This is a genomic window from Xanthomonas campestris pv. phormiicola (assembly GCA_025666215.1).
In the GTDB taxonomy this organism is placed as follows: domain Bacteria; phylum Pseudomonadota; class Gammaproteobacteria; order Xanthomonadales; family Xanthomonadaceae; genus Xanthomonas_A; species Xanthomonas_A campestris_A.
This window is the reverse complement of the sequence record CP102593.1, coordinates 53,924-71,694: the sequence shown is the minus strand read 5'-3', so window position 1 is coordinate 71,694 and position 17,771 is coordinate 53,924. Positions and strand designations below refer to the sequence as shown.

Sequence of the window (17,771 nt, the reverse complement as noted above, 5' to 3'; positions counted from 1 at the left end):
ACGGGAGCCGCATGACCGCTGCGCGTTGCCAGCGAGCGACGGCCTCACGCGCCGGTGCGCCTCGCGACATGCCGCTGGATGGCCGCGATGCCCGCCTCCATCCGCTTGCGGGCGGCCGGGTTCGCGGAGTGCACGCGGAGTGCCGGCGGCACGAAGCCGCGTGTGACGACGGCGTCCTCGATCCTGGCGACGATGTCGTACCCCGTGCCCCGCTCCCGCTGGCCGTCGCCGGGATCGTGGTCGAGGCTGATTGCGGCGACGACGTCTGGCTGCAGAAGCGCGATCGCCTCGTCAGGCCAAGACACCCATGTCCAATCGGGAGGGATTGGTCTTTCGTCGTCAGGATAGATGCGCATGGATCGAGCCTAGGGCAGTGAGCTTCTGATTCAAGGGTATCTGCAGCACACGATGGGCGTGAATGCCCTTTCGACCTAACGCGTCTTCGCGCCGGCGCCCGTTACGGAAATTCCGAGCATGCGCAGAATGGGACCGGTCACGAGGACACCGAGGATCGAGCTCGGCGTTCCCGCCAACAGAACGACGCGTCGCATACGATTCCCGCTTATGTGTTCCAAATCTGCCGGGCCGCGTAGCATCGGCATCAGCCCGGGATCTGGCTTCGCCATTGCGTTGCATCAATCTTCGGCCGCAGGCGGCCGAATCCTTTTGCCGCAGCTGGCGCAGAAGGTGTCGCCGCCCGAGACTTCGTGGCCGTCAGGGCATCTGTGCCGCCGCAACAGGCGTGGATTGCGGTATGCCGAATAGAGAATCGCGAAAGCCGCAGCATAGAAGACCAGCCAATGCCCGGAGAATCCGCGGATGATGGAAGCACCCCCATCGCTCTTGGGATGAGGCTGCGATCCGTTGGTCGCCATGAACCAGAGAAAATTGGCGATGGCGTAAGCGAACAAGGCGTAGCCCGCATAACGCATCCATGGCGGGCAACCGGACAATACCGTCTTCCAGTAGTCGCCATGCGGCCTTCCCCGATTGGCGCGAGTGGCGACCAGCACCGCGGGAAGCCACACCACGAAGATGCCGAGGTGCAGCGACCACACCAACTCGCCGCCCGGGATCTGGAGTCCGAGCAAGGACGCGATGTGAACGCCGATGCTCAGGAGCAGCCCGACCGCCGCCAATGCCATGAACGGGAGAAGGAGTACCGCCATCATTTGTCCCTGATCGATGCCCGGCGGCAAGGTCGACCGCGAAGCAGCCTGGTACGAACGGATTCGTCCAATGATGCCACCGCCCACCGCGAAGCGGCGTTGGCCTAGCAAAATCGTCAGGTCGCGCGGGCACGCACCTGCACCACATTGCCTTCCGGATCATGCCCGTCCAGGTGGAGTTGCTCGCGCCAGCGCCACGCCGACGCGAGCGGCTTGAAGGCGCCGCCCGAGGCCTCGGCGGCGGAGCGGGCATGCTCCAGGCTCTCCACCAGGAACGAGCCCTTGAGTGGAGTCTCGGTTCTGACGTGGAAGGACCCGGGTCCGGAGGCGGGCGCCTTGTCGCCCGCCATCCGGACCACCGCGATCTCGAAATGGGGGTTTCCCACCACCACGAACGCGTCGCCCTGCTCCACAAGCGCGAGCGAAAGCGTGTTCCTGTAGAAGTCGGCGACCCGCTCGATGTTCCTGGCGTAGATCACGGTAAGGGCGTGGATGGGCTGGGAGGCGCTCATGGGCCTGACTCCGGTTCGAATGCGTGATTCGGCGGCCCGAGGCCGCACCGCTTACAACATCGCTCACATCCTCGGCGCCGTCGACCAGCCCGCAGCGTGCACCTCCGCGGTGACCGCAGCACCGACTGGCATCTGCTTCCTCCATGATAGTGCACCGCCCTTGGCCCACAACACCGGCCCGCCCGTGGAGTGATCCAGATGCACAGGGCTGTCTGCTCGCCCTGCTGACGATATCGGCGATGGCGCATGCTGCGCCGGACGACGCGGACGCGGCCACCTGCCGCAATGGCCTGTTCTCCAAAGGGGGTTCTCCAAAGAGGCCAGAGGCTCAGGTTTCCCCAGCTTTAATTCTTAGCAATCAAGAGTTTGCAGCGGCTTTGGTTTGCAAAAGCGCGCGCATGGCGCGATCTTCGCGGTTACCACACCAATGAGGATCGCAGACCATGCGCGCGAGCCAAGTATTGCAAAGATGCCTGGAGTCGGCACTGTCGCCGATGCATGCACTACGCCGGCAGACGCTGCTGCTGGCGGTCGAGTCGCTGCTGGCGGGTCGCCGCCTGGTGCTGATCGATCTGGCCCGCAGCTGGTTGGACGCCGAACGTATCCGTGCGCCGCTGAAGCGACTGGATCGGTTGCTGAGCAACCCACGCTTGCACGCCGAACGTGAGCGCCTGTATGGCGGCATGGTGCGCTGGCTGGTGCGCTCGCCCACGCCGGTGATCGCGGATATGGTCTGCTGTCATCGATCATGGCGATCGGGACGATGGCGGGCGCGCTGCTGAGCGCCGGCCGCGACAGGCCACGCTTCGGCTTGCTGCTGGTTGGCGCCGGGGTGTTCGGGCTCGGCTGCACCTTCGCCGCGCTCGCCCCGAGCTCCTGGCTGTTCGCCATTGCGCTGGTGGTTCTCGGCGTTGCCGCCCTGACCTTTACCAACACAACGAACAGCTTGATGCAGCTTTCCACGGAGCCCACCATGCGGGGGCGGGTGATGGCGCTGCGTGTCGGCATCGCGCTTGGGGGCACGCCGATCGGCGCCCCGATCGTGGGGTGGCTGGCGAACGCTTTCGGGCCGCGCTGGGCGCTCGGCGTTGGTGCCGTTTCGGGTTCGCCGCCGCGATTCTTGGCGCATATGCTCAGGCACGTGGGCTCGATGGTCCCGGATCTTCCCCCAAGCGGACTGGCAGCCAGCCACCAGACCCCGCCGATCAGAAGATTGAATGACGTTGATGGATTGAGAGCGATCATCCGTATTCAATACCCTGCGGCGTCGGGCGTGGGCCGCCGTCCAGAGAAAACGCAGTGGTGAGCAAATGATCTGCAGCTGTACCGGCCTCAGGCTCTGCTCGCAGAACGTCCTGACGCGTGTCGGCGAGGTGTTATCCGAGGTGCGAAAAACAGCGTTGTCCACGCCTTCGTTCTTGGCCCGATAAGCGCACCTCCCGACCGATAACGTCCGTCATGCCGGCCTGAGCCAGGCCACGCGCCGGTGCGAGGCGCCCGCGCCGTTCAGCCGAAGCGGGGTTCGACGCCCCAGATCTGCGGCCACAGCGGCGGGATGTCGCGGCAGACGAAGATCTCATAGCCGTTCGCCGATTCCTCGTTGGCCACGCCCTCGCGGTTGCGGAAGAGACCGTGCGAGACGCACTTGGCGACGCTGCCGCGCTCGTCCTCGGCGGTAGTGCCAAGTTCGATGATCACCTTCGGCGGCCGCTCGCCATAGCCGCGATACCAGGCCGAGTTCGTCCGGCTGATCACCGGCGGCAAGCCGAGCGCCGGGCCGTACAGCGCCATCGCGCCGGCCTCCCCGTAGTTGTTGGCCAGGATGGCCGTGTTGGCACGCTCGGCTTCGGGCAGCGCGCGGTAGATCGACGCCACGCGTTGTGCCAGTTCCTGCCAACCCACCTGCTCGGCATAGTCGCCGTGCAGACGCCGGGCCAGCTGCCAGAGCGGGGAATGGATCGGCGCGATCGGCAGATGCAGCGCCGCGCCCAGCGGCAGGCCGACCGCCAGCAGGCCCGCCAGCGCGAGGCGCAGCCAGCGCGCGCGGCGCCCCGGCAGGCGGGTGCAGCAGTGCTCGACGGCCACATAGCCGGCCGCCAGCAGCATCGGATAGCCCGGCGCCATGTAGTAGCCGCGCCCGCGCGAGAGCGCGAACAGCAGCAGCGGCACCGCGTACATCCAGGCCAGCACGCGGTAACGGCGCATCGAAGTAGCCAGCGACACGAAACCCAGTCCCGCCAGCCAGACAGGTAGCGTCAATGCGCTCGCGTTGGCGTACAACTGCTCGGGAAAGAACAGGTCCGTGCGGCCGATGGCCACGTCGCGTGCGTGGATATGGGCGACGAAGTCCAGGTAGATGAAGTCGTGCCGGATCTGCCAGAGCAGGTTCGGCAGGAAGATCATGAAGGCCACGCCCACGCCCAGCCAGGGCCAGCGCGTGCGCAGCTGCGCGCGCAGCGGTCCGGCCAGCACACCAACGCCCAGCCCCACGGCCCAGAACACGATGGTGTAGCGCGTCATCAGGCCAAGCCCGAAGACCGCCCCGAGCGCCAGCCACAGGCGCAGATCGCCGCCATTGGCCAGGCGCAGGACCAGCCACGCGGCCGCCACCACCCACAGCAGATCGGGGCCGCAGTACATGAGGATGCTGCTGTTGACCAGCCCGAACGGCATGCACGCCACGGCCAGTGCCGCGCAGACCTGGGCGAAGCGGCGGCCCCCGAGTTCCCCCGCGATCAGCCCCGCCAGCACCATGGCGCCGCACTGGGACAGCGCGGCGACCACGCGAAAGCCGGTGAGCGACGTGCCGAACAGCGCCAGTTCCAGCCGCGCCAGCCACGGCACCAGGGGCGGATAGGGCACATAACCCCAGTCCAGGTGGCGGGCATCGTCCAGCACCTGCAGTTCGTCGCGGTGGAAGCCGTAGGCGCCGTTGAGCCACAGATGCGCCACGAAACGCACGAGCGCCAGCACGAGCAGCAGCGCCAGGCCGGAGCGGCGGCCGTGTCCGCCGGCCGGGGCGGCCGCCGGCCGATGGGCGGCGTCAGGGGCAGAGTAGAGAGAAGGCAGGGAAGCGTTCATGGCAGGGCATCGGCCGGGATGCGGCAGAGTGTTCGCGCAGCTCCCCCGCCGGGCAAGCCGAATGTGACCATTCCCCGCGGGTTGGGGACCAACCGCGGGCCTGCAGGGACGGCCGTGCCAGAGAAAGGGGCCAGAGGCTGAGGTTTCCCCACTTTTTCATGTTACGAACCGCATGTTCTGACTGGCCTCCGGTGACAGCTGACGTAGCGCGTGAAGCATGGCGTGGAGCGGTCGTTCCAACCATCCTCGCTGTAAGGCTTCCTGACCCAATCGCACTAGGCAGTAGAGCCTGCGTGCGGTCGGGTAAGGGTTGAGCTTGTCCTGTGCCTCGATCGCTTCGGCCGCCATGCCTGCCAGCCAGGACACGAACATCGCCAATGCGTGCAGCAGCAACACCGTCTCGATCCGCTCGCGCTTGCGGGTCAGGCTGTCCTCGAAGGCCTGGCCGTAGCGATGCGATTTCAGATCGCGGAACCCGAGTTCGATCTGCATCCGCCGACGATAGATCGCCACCACCTGCCCGGCGCTGACGTGAGCCATCTCCTTGCACGCCATCAACAACCAGGGTTCGGCCTCGCGCTGTGCATGCTGCCGGCTTTGCTTGCCGCGGCGGCGCTCGCCCTTGAGCGTCGTGTGCCGCCGTCCCCGCGGCCTATCCGCATGCAGGACCAGGCGCGCCTGAATCGGCTCGTTGCGCACCATGTCGAACACGCCCAGATCGCGTGACTTGCCCGTCAGGGTCAACGCGTACAGAGCGCGACACGGTACCCACTGATCGGCCTGGTCGGGGATCTCGATAGGTTTGACCTGGGTGCGATGCCGCAGGCGCGTGATCCACTGCCATCCCAGCCGCTCCACCGTCCGGCACCACGGCGCCCGGAAGCCTGCGTCGGTGATCAGGATCGGACGGCTGTGCTCGGGCAACAGTGTTTTGAGGCGTTCAAGGAAGCGACGCGCTGCCTTTGGCGACGCCAGTTCCCGTTCCGGGAACACCTGCTCCAGCAACGTCAAGGTTCGTCCGCCGACTGGCACCGCGGCGCGCAACAGATGCCAGCGGCCATCGCCCTTCAAGCGGCACCCATCGACCGCGATCACCGGCGTGGGCGAGCGCACCAGCCAGCGCACCATGCCGCCATACAGGCGCTCACGTTCGACGTGCAGGCGTGGGTTGCTCAGCAACCGATCCAGTCGCTTCAGCGGCGCACGGATACGTTCGGCGTCCAACCAGCTGCGGGCCAGATCGATCAGCACCAGGCGGCGACCCGCCAGCAGCGACTCGACCGCCAGCAGCAGCGTCTGCCGGCGTAGTGCATGCATCGGCGACAGTGCCGACTCCAGGCATCTTTGCAATACTTGGCTCGCGCGCATGGTCTGCGATCCTCATTGGTGTGGTAACCGCGAAGATCGCGCCATGCGCGCGCTTTTGCAAACCAAAGCCGCTGCAAACTCTTGATTGCTAAGAACTAAAGCTGGGGAAACCTCAGGGTCAGAGTGCACTTTCAAAAGCGCGCATAGAGAGGAGACGGTCGCACTCTGACCCCATATTCCTTCTGTCAGCCATCCAGTTCGCGCAACCGCTGCTCGATCTTGTTTCGGTCCAAGCAACGGGCCACCGCGGGCCAATGCCGAGCCGCGCTCATGCGCCACTGGCCAAAACCAATAGCCAACCCGACGACGAGGGCGCCAGTCGTCGTGAACAGAGTGAGCAGGGAGTTGGCACGAAGGACGCCCAAAGCAATCACAACTACGAGGAATGGAATCGTCAAGCCAATCACCTCCCTCTTGAACATCGATTGCCAACGGTTGTCTATCGGCTCGTTCATGCTGGCCAGCATCGAGGCCAGCAGATGCTTTTCTTGCCGCTTGTCCAGGGGACGTAATTTCATTTTCTGTCCATACATGAGTAGACCATCGTGTTGCGAAGCGACCACGCCAGGAAACGCTGCTGGCCGCCTATTCGACGAAGCATCTTGAAGGGTACCTGCCAAGACGGCTGAGCGAGGCTTAGCGGCGTCGGTAGAAAGTGGCGAGCACGAAGTACAGTGGCAAGGCCAGCAGCATGATCGCAAAGGCGATCTCATGCCTCGACCATGAATCAGCCCACTTTTCGATCGTGCGCGACTTTCCCACGAGCCCAACGAGGATAAGCAAGACTCCAACCAGGAGGGCGAGTCCGAACCCAAGTTGCCACGCTGGGGAATGCGCGCTAACGCCAACGGACTCGCGTCCTGCGATCAGACAGCATAGCCCGATCAACAAGCCGCCCAGAGTGGTGAGATAGCTGCGGCAGTAGACGGGCCACGAGAAGCTATCTGCAACTTTGCGTAGATCCAACATGGCATTCGCCATCCTTGGGTGGGTCGATACCGAGGCAGGTTCCACGCCACTTTGCTGGATTTGTAGAGGCGTCGCAACAAGGCTCTCCTGTCCTGATGTCGTTGAGGGGTAGCCATCCAATTGAGCTGGTAGCCGGCATCGCCGGCTTGAAGGGAACGCTAGGCATCTGCCCCCACGTCGGGGAACTTCCCGCGGGCCAGTAATGGTGCCATTGACCGCAATCCAGCTTGCACTCGTATGTTGCCGCGCACGGTCAGCCTCGTATTCCCACTGAGCCTCTGAGCGTAAAGCTTGGTGGGAGTGGGGGATCATCTGGGTTGGTGTAGACGAGATCGATACGCCGGCCGTTTTGATCCATCCGCGACTTTGTAGGATCTGCAGGAAGACTGCGTTACCCGCCGTTGCCGGAAACGAAGTTCCGCCAAGCGGTTCGTACCCCCGAAACCGGAGTCAGATTGCCCTTTTACTCCGTTACCGGCAAACGAGCATCGGCTTGGACGGATCGTTAGCCCGTCTTCCCACGATCCGGCGTGAACATCAGCGGCGTGTGGTGGTGACCGGTTTCAGCCGGCCACAGTTCGCCAGGCAGTGTAATGCGCTTGCCGAGCTTAGGCCGGAATAGATTGTATTGCCCCGGCTCCAGGAGCAGTTGCAGGCGGTTGGCCGAGATTGCGCTTTGATCTGAATCGAGCACGCATACCGGCGCCGGCAGTCGCAGGACGAAATAGGTTTCGGGTGCGTCGCCGCTCTGGATGCTCTCGTAGTTGGGCGGGCCTGCAAACGTGACGCGCTCAAGTACGCCTGTGAGCCGAACCACCGAAGGCTGGCCTGGCAGGCACTGGGCATTCGCAGCAGTGGATGCCGCGAGGAGCAAGGCAAACAGACAAGTGAAATGTCGAAGCATGAGTGTGCGCGCTTAGTAACTTGGCCGCAGTGGCAAGCCAGGATACCAAGCCGCCAACGTCCGCTTGCTGCGTTGCTTCTGATCTGGACCCTGCTATCGGCGCTTCCGGCCGCCGTTCAGTAGCACTTCGCCGTTCCGTCCAGGAAGAACTGCACGTCATGCGCCTGGCACCAGGCCTCCAGCTCGGCCTTGAACACCGGCCATAGCGCTTGCGCCCACGCCGGCGCGCTCTGCGCCCAGGCGTGTTCGGTGGGCGCGAACACGGTCGGCACGCCCATCGTGAAGTCCAGCACGAACGCGCCGCCCGGGCCGGTGCAGACCAGTTCTTCTTTCCAGCGTGGTTGGAATTGGAAGGTGCTCATGGACGATTGATTGGAGCGATCCTCGACCAGCCGAGGGCCGTCAAGGATAGACGCACAAAAGCGGGGTCAGGCTGACTTCCTCTCAAGTGAACCTGACCACGTTCTTGCCGTCCTATACTCGCAGGCCCGCAGACTATGAACTGAAGGGCCTGATCATGACCGATCGCACACGCCGAGATCTCATCGTTGCCGCCACCGCTTTGGCTGCCGGCGTGGTTGCCGCCGGCTCCCGCGCGGCCACGGCCACGTCAGCCAACAAGGCAGCGTTCCCGCCGGTCGTGCACCATGTGTTCTTCTGGCTTAAGCATCCGGATTCCAAAGAGGATCTAGCCAAGCTGCTGGCCGGTTTGCGAACGTTGGCCGGCATCGACACCGTGCGCGGCATCCACATCGGCGTGCCGGCGGAGACCGAGCAGCGTGGCGTCGTCGATGGCAGCTACAGCGCCTCGGAACTCCTGTTCTTCGACGATGTGGCCGGACAGAACGCCTATCAGGTCCATCCCATTCACAAGCAGTTCGTCGCCGATTGCGAGCACCTGTGGCAGCGCGTGGTCGTGTATGACGTCAAGGCCGCCGCGCCGTAACGCATTTGTGACTAGAAGTGCACTCTGACCCCATCCTTTGAAAGCCGTCAATCAGCCCAATGTGCTGCCCGGCTTCCCCGATACCAGCATTTTCTGCATAAGTGTCTCAGAATTCGACCACGCTTAGAGGACCGTCGAAGCCATCCGACAATTGCTCAGCAAGGAGGACGGCATCAGCGAGAGTCTCGCCTTGGCCATGAGAGGCGGTAAGCATGAAGTAGGGGGTTGAGCCGTCGCCCGTGCACAGATCATCGATCGCTTCCTCAATCCGCGCGGCGTCTACACCTACAACACCGACGTACTTAATCCCCTCTCGAATCCAGTCGGCAACCAACGGCTCGAGATCGGTTCGATAGCCGTGCAGCGAGTGCAAAATGATCTTGTGGGGAGTGCTCATTGGGTTAACCCTGGACTGACTGTTTGATTGTGACGCTTTAAGTGTCGGCCACAAAGTGGCAATCGCTCCCCTGGAAGATGTGGTGAAGGGCATCCTGCAATGCCAGGTACTCCGAAGGTACCAACTGGAACACGATGGTGAGAAGCGCCACGCCGCCCCTTGCCATTGGCGAATCTGGAGCGAACGTGATCCGCGCATGGCTACGGCTGAGCAGGAACTGGGAGATGCCACCATAGCCCGAGGTTTCCTGACCGGACCATTCGACATGATAGGTGTCCATCCCCAATGCCACGTCCTGTTCGTCGAACGCGAATGCGCGCTGGAGGACGAGATAGGTTGTGGTATCGAACATTTGGTCGGCGAAGCCGACCAAATGGCACTCTCCCTCTGGGTGTCCTACCGCGACGCTTCCAGCATGAAGTAAGAACGATGACATTCCGATGCCTGCTCCCTTAATTGAATGACCGGACCTGTGCACGGAAGCTTGGTGACGCGCGATTCCGAGCAGTCAGGTCGATGAAGCGCTGCCGCCGTACGCGGCCGGTGCAGCCGGCCGAGCAGTGGCGCAGCAGGTGCAGGATGCCCGAGTCAGTCCTCCGCGGACAGGCTTACCACCAGTTCGCCGTCGCGCACGCGCACGTGCAACTTCTTGCCGATGGCGAAGCCCAGTTCCTCCATCCAGCGGCCGGCCAGGCGCAAGGCGGGCATGCGCTTGCCGTTGGCGGCATGGCCGCAGCCGACGGTGCAGTGCTGCGGCGGGCGCGTGCGGCGCGGGGCGCGTTGCTGGCGGGCGAGATCGGCGGCATCGGCCGCGGCGATCTGTTCGGGTGTCAGCATGGGGATGAGCTCGGACTCGACGATGGTCCAGTTTGGGCAACGGGTGGCCTTGCGCGTGGCACGCTTGCGCGCAGGAGCAGGACGGGATGACGGTGGATGCATGGCGAAGCCCTCCTTGACGGCCAGAAGCCCGCCGCCGACCGGCGACGGGATGTCGGGAGGTTAGAAACCGCTAAGAGACGGCGGGCGTATTTCCCCGAAGGGTGTTGTATTAGCCGCCCTCCCGACGTAGGCATCGCGTCGGTTTGTACCTGAGAAACAGGCACAAAAAACCCACCGGTTTGTCGGAGGTGGGTACCGCTCTTAGAGGAGTTTCTACGCTCCTTGGGGAATAGATTGCTACTGATTTTTTCGATTGTCAACTGATGAACGTGGCGAAATCGCAGGATTAAAAGTGAACTCGATCCTGTTATCGCAGACTTCTTTCCGCCTCATATCAGACATGCAAATTAAGCCATGTAACGAAGCGACATCAGCTTGGTCGGTTTGTTGTACTCAAGCCTCTGGATATCACTCGCACCCAACACCATCGTTATCGCGATCCAACTTAGGAGCGTACCCTGGATCGCCCCGGCGGACGGGTGCAGCACCGGCTGCCCGAGCTTCGGTGCAGTTGGCAAACGGCCGAGTATTGCCACCGACCCGGGCTGGGGCGGAGAAGCTCTGCCGAGGGACAGTAGAATTGCTAGAGCCAGAAGCGCCACCTCGGTGGCAGTGGTAATCGCCGGTCTTCCGGTCATTGTGGCAACCTTCGGCGTTCAGACCGCCAGGATGTGCGAGTGCAAATGCCGGAAAAAGCAGGGTGATTAGGGCCACGAAGACGAAGATTGCGTGCATGTTGTCTGCCATCTTGGAGGATTGGGGTCAGGAGATTCATTCCTCCGGCATCTCTATTTCGCTTCAGGAACGACTAACTTAACCTGACTCCAGTATCGGGTCAGCAAACCTATTCGCCCCACCTTTATTGGCCACCTTTTTCGCCACGAGATCATATAGGGCGCACGCGCATTTCGACACGCAGGCCGGCTGTTGAGGCCATATTCACAAGTGCGTCCAAACCAAACAAATCGACCTTGCCCCTTGTTAGGTCGGAGATCCTCGGCTGAGTCACGCCAAACACCTTGGCGGCTTGCGATTGGTTCAGATGTTCGCGATAGATGTATTCCTTGAGTTCAGCCATAAGTTCAAAGCGCAGCTTCATGCTTTCGGTTTGTTCCGCATCCTCTGTGATGGTTTCGGCTGCACTATCGCCTTGATCTGCTTGTGCTGCCGAGGGCTGACCATCACACGAAATATCGAGGGAAAATTGTTCCTGGTTCAGCTCAGCGAGCTTCCCCAAGAGGCCAATTTTTTCTTCAGCTTTGGCGCGCGCGTGCTCCGACATAAAATGCAGAAGATTTTCTAGGCTAACCTTGTCGGCAATCGTAACGAACTCTTTATTTTTGTTGACGAAGACGACGGATTTCTTCTTTTCCTTCAGTAACTCAATGACGTTGCTGAGTGTGCCAGTGCTTTTGCAGTCCCAAACCATCAGCCCATAGTCGCTACTCCGGGCCATCTCCAAATCTTTCGCGGTGAAGAAAGCACGGCTTCCGGCGCGTGCCTTCGAGCGGACTCGATGCACCGGCCAATCAGCCACATTGTTCCGGGGATTGTCGCCCGTACAGTAAACCGTGACCTTGGTAGCGTGGTAATCGCGGAGGCATTGCTGTATGGACGTGTCGGCGCCATCGGCGTCGCCGACAACGACATTGAGATCAGACGAAATAATGTTATTGATCCGCTCCTGCACCTTCTCATGGAGGCGGCTAATGGATATTGACCCGGCGATAAATACAGTTGTCATGGTCTATTTCCAAGTGATTACGGCCGCATATATATGATTAATTTTTCGATAGGTCCGGAGCACCTGACACACTGCTTCCATAGTCGCGCCGGTATCGAACAGGTCATCGAGAAGCAGGGCGTTCCAGCGCCCTTCGTTCGTGATGCGCTGGTCGATGCTAAACCGACCAACCAGCGCGGCATCCTTTTCTGCCCTAGTGTGCATGTTCTTGAGTGGCGTACTATTAGGCGGGGCCGGCGTTTTGGCAACCATCTTGTCAAACACTGGTATTCCTGTCAGCCGACCGAGCGCGTAGGCCAGCTCGTTCACCGGCTGCTTGGCGCGCACGGTCGATGCCGGCATTGGGACGATCAAGCCGATTTTTCCGAACAAGGGCAGCAGCGTGGCTTGCACCTGCGCCGCCAGCGGTTCGACCTGTCCCCAATCGCTTCGATATTTGAGCTGATAGAGGGCTTCTCCGGGTTCGGAGCGGGTATTGTCGAAGCGAGGGTGTCCCCACTCATCATCCCCAATGTAGATGCTCGAAAGAGTGTGTTTGTGCAGGGCATACCCTAGATCCCAACTGCCTGAGAGTTTCCTAACCTGGACTTCCATGCTTGGCCTTCCTTGATGTGGTCATGTCTTCCAGTGGCATGACTATCACGCCCCGAAAGAATATACAAAATTTTGTATTTGCGTGCAAGTTTACAGTTCAAGAAGCTTTTGCTCCAGCGCATGCAACTGCTCCAAAGATAACTTTTGCAAAGAGCAAAGTTTTCCAATTCCTTGTTCTGTGAAGGAAACTCTACTCTGACCCTGAGGTTTCCCCAGCTTTAGTTCTTAGCAATCAAGAGTTTGCAGCGGCTTTGGTTTGCAAAAGCGCGCGCATGGCGCGATCTTCGCGGTTACCACACCAATGAGGATCGCAGACCATGCGCGCGAGCCAAGTATTGCAAAGATGCCTGGAGTCGGCACTGTCGCCGATGCATGCACTACGCCGGCAGACGCTGCTGCTGGCGGTCGAGTCGCTGCTGGCGGGTCGCCGCCTGGTGCTGATCGATCTGGCCCGCAGCTGGTTGGACGCCGAACGTATCCGTGCGCCGCTGAAGCGACTGGATCGGTTGCTGAGCAACCCACGCTTGCACGCCGAACGTGAGCGCCTGTATGGCGGCATGGTGCGCTGGCTGGTGCGCTCGCCCACGCCGGTGATCGCGGTCGATTGGTGCCGCTTGAAGGGCGATGGCCGCTGGCATCTGTTGCGCGCCGCGGTGCCAGTGGGCGGACGAACCTTGACGTTGCTGGAGCAGGTGTTCCCGGAACGGGAACTGGCGTCGCCAAAGGCAGAGCGTCGCTTCCTTGAACGCCTCAAAACACTGTTGCCCGAGCACAGCCGTCCGATCCTGATCACCGACGCAGGCTTCCGGGCGCCGTGGTGCCGGACGGTGGAGCGGCTGGGATGGCAGTGGATCACGCGCCTGCGGCATCGCACCCAGGTCAAACCTATCGAGATCCCCGACCAGGCCGATCAGTGGGTACCGTGCCGCGCTCTGTACGCGTTGACCATGACGGGCAAGTCACGCGATCTGGGCGTGTTCGACGTGGTGCGCAACGAGCCGATTCAGGCGCGCCTGGTCCTGCATGCGGATAGGCCGCGGGGACGGCGGCACACGACGCTCAAGGGCGAGCGCCGCCGCGGCAAGCAAAGCCGGCAGCATGCACAGCGCGAGGCCGAACCCTGGTTGTTGATGGCGTGCAAGGAGATGGCTCACGTCAGCGCCGGGCAGGTGGTGGCGATCTATCGCCGGCGGATGCAGATCGAACTCGGGTTCCGCGATCTGAAATCGCATCGCTACGGCCAGGCCTTCGAGGACAGCCTGACTCGCAAGCGCGAGCGGATCGAGACGGTGTTGCTGCTGCACGCATTGGCGATGTTCGTGTCCTGGCTGGCAGGCATGGCGGCCGAAGCGATCGAGGCACAGGACAAGCTCAACCCTTACCCGACCGCACGCAGGCTCTACTGCCTGGTGCGATTGGGTCAGGAAGCCTTACAGCGAGGATGGTTGGAACGACCGCTCCACGCCATGCTTCACGCGCTACGTCAGCTGTCACCGGAGGCCAGTCAGAACATGCGGTTCGTAACATGGAAAAGTGGGGAAACCTCAGGGTCAGAGTGGACTTTCCAAGAAAAGTGCACTCTGACCCCTGTTTTGCAATCAATCTGACCTATCACCCAGTTAAAATGTCGCAAGACGGCTCCGCCTTGAAATTTTTAAACTAAATTACTTAATAGGCCTCGTTCGTTTGCGACTTGAAGAAGCCTTGGTGACAGACTTAGTTATCTTCTTGCGCCTTTCGCGGTTCTCAGTGAGCACCAGACGAGACTTGAGTCCATTGTTAACATGGAAAGGCTTCGAGAAGTCGATCTGGATATTGGGATTGGTGCATGCATACTCCCAATTGACAGATGCTTTTTGGCCAATAATTGAATTTTCAAACAAGAACCGCAAAATTTCCTGGGTATTTGTCTTCGTCGCGGTTGAGAAAATTGACTTAATCGACTCAAAATATTGATCAAAGGTAAATATTTCGAAGCCGATATTTTGCAGCGCCTCTAGATATCCCGTAAATTGAGGAATTTGGGCAGCCCATTCATCGATGAGCTCGTCATACATCGAATTAGAAACTGCAGCCTCAGCCTTATAAAGATCGGATGATTTATATATTGATTTTGTGCTTGAATCATGAGCTTCACGAAGCTTGTTCAAGTAAACGATCACGTCACGTGGTCGATAGAAGGATCTGCGCAATATATGCTTTAGTGGAGTAGCACCATGCCGGACTGTCTTGTTTTCGAAGATTGCGGCAGAGCGTAATGTATGATCAAGTTTCAACTCAGCCGGAGCTCGTCTCCGAATTCTTTCAGAGATCATCTCATCCAGATCATCATGCGCCCATTTTATCTCTAATGCACCATCCTGATAGATCTTATTCTTGTCATTAAATTTGAGTGTTTCGTAAATATCTCTTCTAAGAAACACAACGATGCGCAGATTGTTCCGATAGTCTGGACTGTTGTTAATACTTTGGGCCGCGAGAAGGAGATTCACAATCGCTTTTGAATATTCTGCAATCTCTGACTCTAACCAGTTCTCATCAAGCTGGTCAATTATTATCATATAGCGGTTGCCACTAATATAGCGCTTAAGAGTTGACTCAAAATATTCGAGCAACTGAAATGCATTGCTACGCAGAGCTCGTTGCAGCTGTTCATTTTCTGCAACATCCTCAAACTCAAGCCCACCCAGTTGCCCTGATACAAGTGTTGTATCCGCGCCCGGAAGATCTATTTTTTTAATCCGATAAATCTTTGATTTTATAATCTCAAGCAAGGATGGGTCAGGATTGCCATACAGCTTATTCATTAGCTTTTTTGCATTTGCCAAATCTTTCGGAAGCTTTCCTTTAAGTTCCGAATCGGAGATAAGTGTAGACAGTACCTTCGTTAGGACAATGTAGCGCCAACTCTTCTGATATGAAGAGATTTCCGACTCCATTGCTTCTCGGTAAAGGCGATGGATTGGCCATGGATAGTCTCTAAAGCTCAGTGCAACCGACGAATATCCACCAATTGCGCTGGGCGGAGACTTTCGGAAATACTCATATACGGCCGTCTTTCCTGTTCCTTTGCGCCCGATAATCATCCATCTATTTTCGTGAACGATCCTCTCAACAGTTGGAGTCTTGAGGAAATAGTCCATAAGCTCATCGTCTGTCTCAGCGGAAACCTTAAAATCGGGGAACCACTCTGTAATGTCTTGCACCTTCGTTCTCCGTGGCCTAAACCGGAATTAAGTCGACCCGCGAGGCAGGTGCGGCTTTAATGGATTTTAGATTTAATTTTGTTTGAGAATTTTTTCGACATCCCATCCGTTAGCTGCCTTAAGACATTGAGAGTATAGAGTGAGCCAATACTCTGTTGTACGTGCCGTGTTGACATCCACATATTTGTTAATTTTTTCTGCAAGTTCCAAAGCAACTCGTTGTGGAGAATCCGAGACAACTTTGACTGGACCGGAAACGGAAATGTTTTGATCCGCCATGAAATATCCCCTAGGTTTTGATGGACAATAAATGGACCAGAGGAAATATCGATTTCAAGTAGATATTTTTCTGGCATCTTTTTGAAAGGGAAACGATCTTTGGACGCTGGCTCGACTGCGTCTAAAGCTGCTATGTGATAACTATTGCGCACAATCCTTACTTGCTCCAGTGACCAAGTACCCACTCCCAATTGTGTGCGGAGTAGTCCCAACGCCAATGTGCGCGAACCCACTTGGTCTTGCCGAGTGGCCGCAACGTTTGCATGTTTTGCAATCTTTCCGGAGGTTTAGGAGGTTTAGGAGGTTTAGGAGGATGTATCCTTTTGATTACCATTTATGACCTCCTATTTATATAAAATATCAGAAAATCACCTAAGCGCGGCATGGCAAGAAGTAATAGCACCCTCATCACTTCACTAGTTTAGGGCTATTTTCTTGGCAAATATGAAGATATCATTGCTCTTATTTGCTCAGAATGGTTGTAAATGTCGTCCGACGATTCGATGCTGACGATCTCTTCTTCCTTGTTCTGATTAAACAACCCAATCTTCAGCTTTTCTAAATTATTGAAGCGCAGCCGGCAAATCGGCTTTCTATTATTGTCATCGAGAAGGATCGCGCAGTAGCTCATCGCATCTCTCATGACAACACGTTTGGTACTGACAAGGTCGCGCACGATTGCACGCACGATATGGAAGCCTTCGATTTCTTCCTGAGTCGTTATTGATGGTGGCTCTATCGCGGTTGGCTGCGTCGGCGGCTCTACGGTGGTGGGTGCCGATACTTGGACCAGATCGGGAACCGATAGGGATTCCGGCGACATCGCCCCCTTCAGTCGCTCATTGATCTTCTCGCCAACGAGCTGGTCGAAGGCGCGGCGGGTAATCAACGTGAACTGGTCCCGCACCGCTGGGGTGAACCTGCGTGCACCGATGAGATCGGACGACACGAGCCGGACGAATTCTTCTGATGGTTGTGCCATCCATTCGGCAAGACGCGTTTGAATGGCGCGCGTGTACTTCAGTTCGTTTGCCGTGTTGAGTATTGCGTCCAGATCGAATGCGGTCTTCGCGAACTTCTTGAGCTCTTCGACGTCGCGTTCCTTGAAGTCGAGGATGTTGAACTCAAAGAATGGCTTTTCGTCCATCTTGTTGGGCTGCTCCAGGTCGGTGAAGAACCGATAGAGCAATCCATTGGTGAGCACGCCAAAGCGCGCTTCGGTCACATGGAAGTAGCGAAAGAGTTGCGCCGCATGATTGATGCTTAGGTCACCGCCTGCCTTTTTGCATTCGAACAGGATGATTGGCTTACCGTCGCGCAAGATGGCGTAGTCGACCTTCTCGCCTTTCTTGGTGCCGATATCGGCAACGATTTCTGGCGTGACTTCGAGCGGATCGAAGACGTTGTATCCAAGGATCTGGATCAAAGGCATCACCATTGCGTTCTTGGTGGCCTCTTCTGTCTGAATCATCGCGCGCGTACTAACGATGCGCGCCGCAAGCAGGCGCAGCTGGTCAACAAAGTCCATGGATGTCCCTTCCCCCCGAATTGACGACCCGTTGTAGCACGACGCAACGCGTCGCGGGGAGACAAATGTGGATTCTGTCTAGAACCGCTTTCCTGGCTAACGTTCCTCCATTATCAGAGGGGTTACCACTGGTTT

Annotated in this window: 19 protein-coding genes and 1 pseudogene; 4 read left to right on the top strand and 16 right to left on the bottom strand. The window is 58.9% G+C overall.

Annotated elements, in window-relative coordinates; genetic code table 11:
- Positions 1 to 44: 44 nt before the first annotated feature.
- The 3 genes from NRY95_00325 to NRY95_00315 form a co-directional block, all read right to left on the bottom strand.
- The gene (locus NRY95_00325; GenBank protein UYC16470.1) at positions 45 to 356 is read right to left on the bottom strand and encodes a hypothetical protein; all 312 of its coding nucleotides are present in this window, start codon (positions 354 to 356) and stop codon (positions 45 to 47) included.
- A gap of 279 nt (positions 357 to 635) precedes the next feature.
- The gene (locus NRY95_00320; GenBank protein UYC16469.1) at positions 636 to 1,172 is read right to left on the bottom strand and encodes a hypothetical protein; all 537 of its coding nucleotides are present in this window, start codon (positions 1,170 to 1,172) and stop codon (positions 636 to 638) included.
- Positions 1,173 to 1,285: 113 nt separating this feature from the next.
- Positions 1,286 to 1,681, bottom strand: a complete 396-nt coding sequence (locus NRY95_00315) for a hypothetical protein (protein UYC16468.1) — start codon at positions 1,679 to 1,681, stop codon at positions 1,286 to 1,288.
- A 443-nt stretch (positions 1,682 to 2,124) separates the two neighbouring features.
- On the opposite strand from NRY95_00315, the pseudogene NRY95_00310 reads away from it, so the two are divergent.
- Together NRY95_00310 and NRY95_00305 are read left to right on the top strand one after the other, a co-directional pair.
- Positions 2,125 to 2,325 (top strand): annotated as a pseudogene (locus NRY95_00310) (IS4 family transposase).
- A gap of 104 nt (positions 2,326 to 2,429) precedes the next feature.
- A complete protein-coding gene (locus NRY95_00305; GenBank protein ID UYC16467.1) occupies positions 2,430 to 2,987 on the top strand; it encodes an MFS transporter in 558 nt (185 codons plus the stop codon).
- A 200-nt stretch (positions 2,988 to 3,187) separates the two neighbouring features.
- On the opposite strand, the gene NRY95_00300 is transcribed toward NRY95_00305, so the two are convergent.
- From NRY95_00300 to NRY95_00275, 6 genes are all read right to left on the bottom strand, one after another.
- Positions 3,188 to 4,762 carry a glycosyltransferase family 39 protein gene (locus tag NRY95_00300; GenBank protein ID UYC16466.1) on the bottom strand — a complete coding sequence of 525 codons (1,575 nt, stop codon included), beginning with the start codon at positions 4,760 to 4,762 and terminating at the stop codon, positions 3,188 to 3,190.
- A gap of 156 nt (positions 4,763 to 4,918) precedes the next feature.
- Positions 4,919 to 6,130: an IS4 family transposase gene (locus tag NRY95_00295; protein ID UYC16465.1), complete on the bottom strand. Its 1,212-nt coding sequence runs from the start codon at positions 6,128 to 6,130 to the stop codon at positions 4,919 to 4,921.
- A gap of 185 nt (positions 6,131 to 6,315) precedes the next feature.
- A complete protein-coding gene (locus tag NRY95_00290) occupies positions 6,316 to 6,648 on the bottom strand; it encodes a hypothetical protein (GenBank protein UYC16464.1) in 333 nt (110 codons plus the stop codon).
- A 118-nt stretch (positions 6,649 to 6,766) separates the two neighbouring features.
- Positions 6,767 to 7,099 carry a hypothetical protein gene (locus tag NRY95_00285; GenBank protein UYC16463.1) on the bottom strand — a complete coding sequence of 111 codons (333 nt, stop codon included), beginning with the start codon at positions 7,097 to 7,099 and terminating at the stop codon, positions 6,767 to 6,769.
- Between the two features lie 505 nt (positions 7,100 to 7,604).
- Positions 7,605 to 8,003 carry a DUF4431 domain-containing protein gene (locus NRY95_00280; protein UYC16462.1) on the bottom strand — a complete coding sequence of 133 codons (399 nt, stop codon included), beginning with the start codon at positions 8,001 to 8,003 and terminating at the stop codon, positions 7,605 to 7,607.
- 116 nt (positions 8,004 to 8,119) lie between these two features.
- On the bottom strand, positions 8,120 to 8,365 hold the full coding sequence (locus NRY95_00275; protein ID UYC16461.1) for a hypothetical protein: 246 nt from the start codon (positions 8,363 to 8,365) through the stop codon (positions 8,120 to 8,122).
- 86 nt (positions 8,366 to 8,451) lie between these two features.
- Here NRY95_00275 and NRY95_00270 point away from each other — a divergent pair, with 86 nt between their 5' ends.
- The gene (locus NRY95_00270; GenBank protein ID UYC16460.1) at positions 8,452 to 8,949 is read left to right on the top strand and encodes a Dabb family protein; all 498 of its coding nucleotides are present in this window, start codon (positions 8,452 to 8,454) and stop codon (positions 8,947 to 8,949) included.
- Positions 8,950 to 9,055: 106 nt separating this feature from the next.
- Here NRY95_00270 and NRY95_00265 read toward each other — a convergent pair whose 3' ends face one another.
- The 5 genes from NRY95_00265 to NRY95_00245 form a co-directional block, all read right to left on the bottom strand.
- The gene (locus tag NRY95_00265) at positions 9,056 to 9,346 is read right to left on the bottom strand and encodes a hypothetical protein (protein ID UYC16459.1); all 291 of its coding nucleotides are present in this window, start codon (positions 9,344 to 9,346) and stop codon (positions 9,056 to 9,058) included.
- Between the two features lie 37 nt (positions 9,347 to 9,383).
- A complete protein-coding gene (locus tag NRY95_00260) occupies positions 9,384 to 9,719 on the bottom strand; it encodes an Imm10 family immunity protein (protein ID UYC16458.1) in 336 nt (111 codons plus the stop codon).
- 215 nt (positions 9,720 to 9,934) lie between these two features.
- Positions 9,935 to 10,285, bottom strand: a complete 351-nt coding sequence (locus tag NRY95_00255; GenBank protein UYC16457.1) for a type I toxin-antitoxin system SymE family toxin — start codon at positions 10,283 to 10,285, stop codon at positions 9,935 to 9,937.
- Positions 10,286 to 11,171: 886 nt separating this feature from the next.
- Complete coding sequence (locus tag NRY95_00250) at positions 11,172 to 12,029, bottom strand: XRE family transcriptional regulator (protein UYC16456.1); 858 nt, start codon at positions 12,027 to 12,029, stop codon at positions 11,172 to 11,174.
- A gap of 3 nt (positions 12,030 to 12,032) precedes the next feature.
- Positions 12,033 to 12,623, bottom strand: coding sequence for a ComF family protein (locus tag NRY95_00245; protein UYC16455.1), 591 nt, complete (start codon positions 12,621 to 12,623; stop codon positions 12,033 to 12,035).
- Between the two features lie 317 nt (positions 12,624 to 12,940).
- Between NRY95_00245 and NRY95_00240 the strand changes: the two genes are divergently transcribed.
- Positions 12,941 to 14,230: an IS4 family transposase gene (locus tag NRY95_00240; GenBank protein ID UYC16454.1), complete on the top strand. Its 1,290-nt coding sequence runs from the start codon at positions 12,941 to 12,943 to the stop codon at positions 14,228 to 14,230.
- Between the two features lie 57 nt (positions 14,231 to 14,287).
- Here NRY95_00240 and NRY95_00235 read toward each other — a convergent pair whose 3' ends face one another.
- On the bottom strand, positions 14,288 to 15,829 hold the full coding sequence (locus tag NRY95_00235; protein ID UYC16453.1) for a hypothetical protein: 1,542 nt from the start codon (positions 15,827 to 15,829) through the stop codon (positions 14,288 to 14,290).
- 706 nt (positions 15,830 to 16,535) lie between these two features.
- Positions 16,536 to 17,636 (bottom strand): type I restriction endonuclease, encoded by a 1,101-nt coding sequence (locus tag NRY95_00230; protein UYC16452.1) that lies wholly within the window; start codon positions 17,634 to 17,636, stop codon positions 16,536 to 16,538.
- Between the last annotated feature and the right edge of the window lie 135 nt (positions 17,637 to 17,771).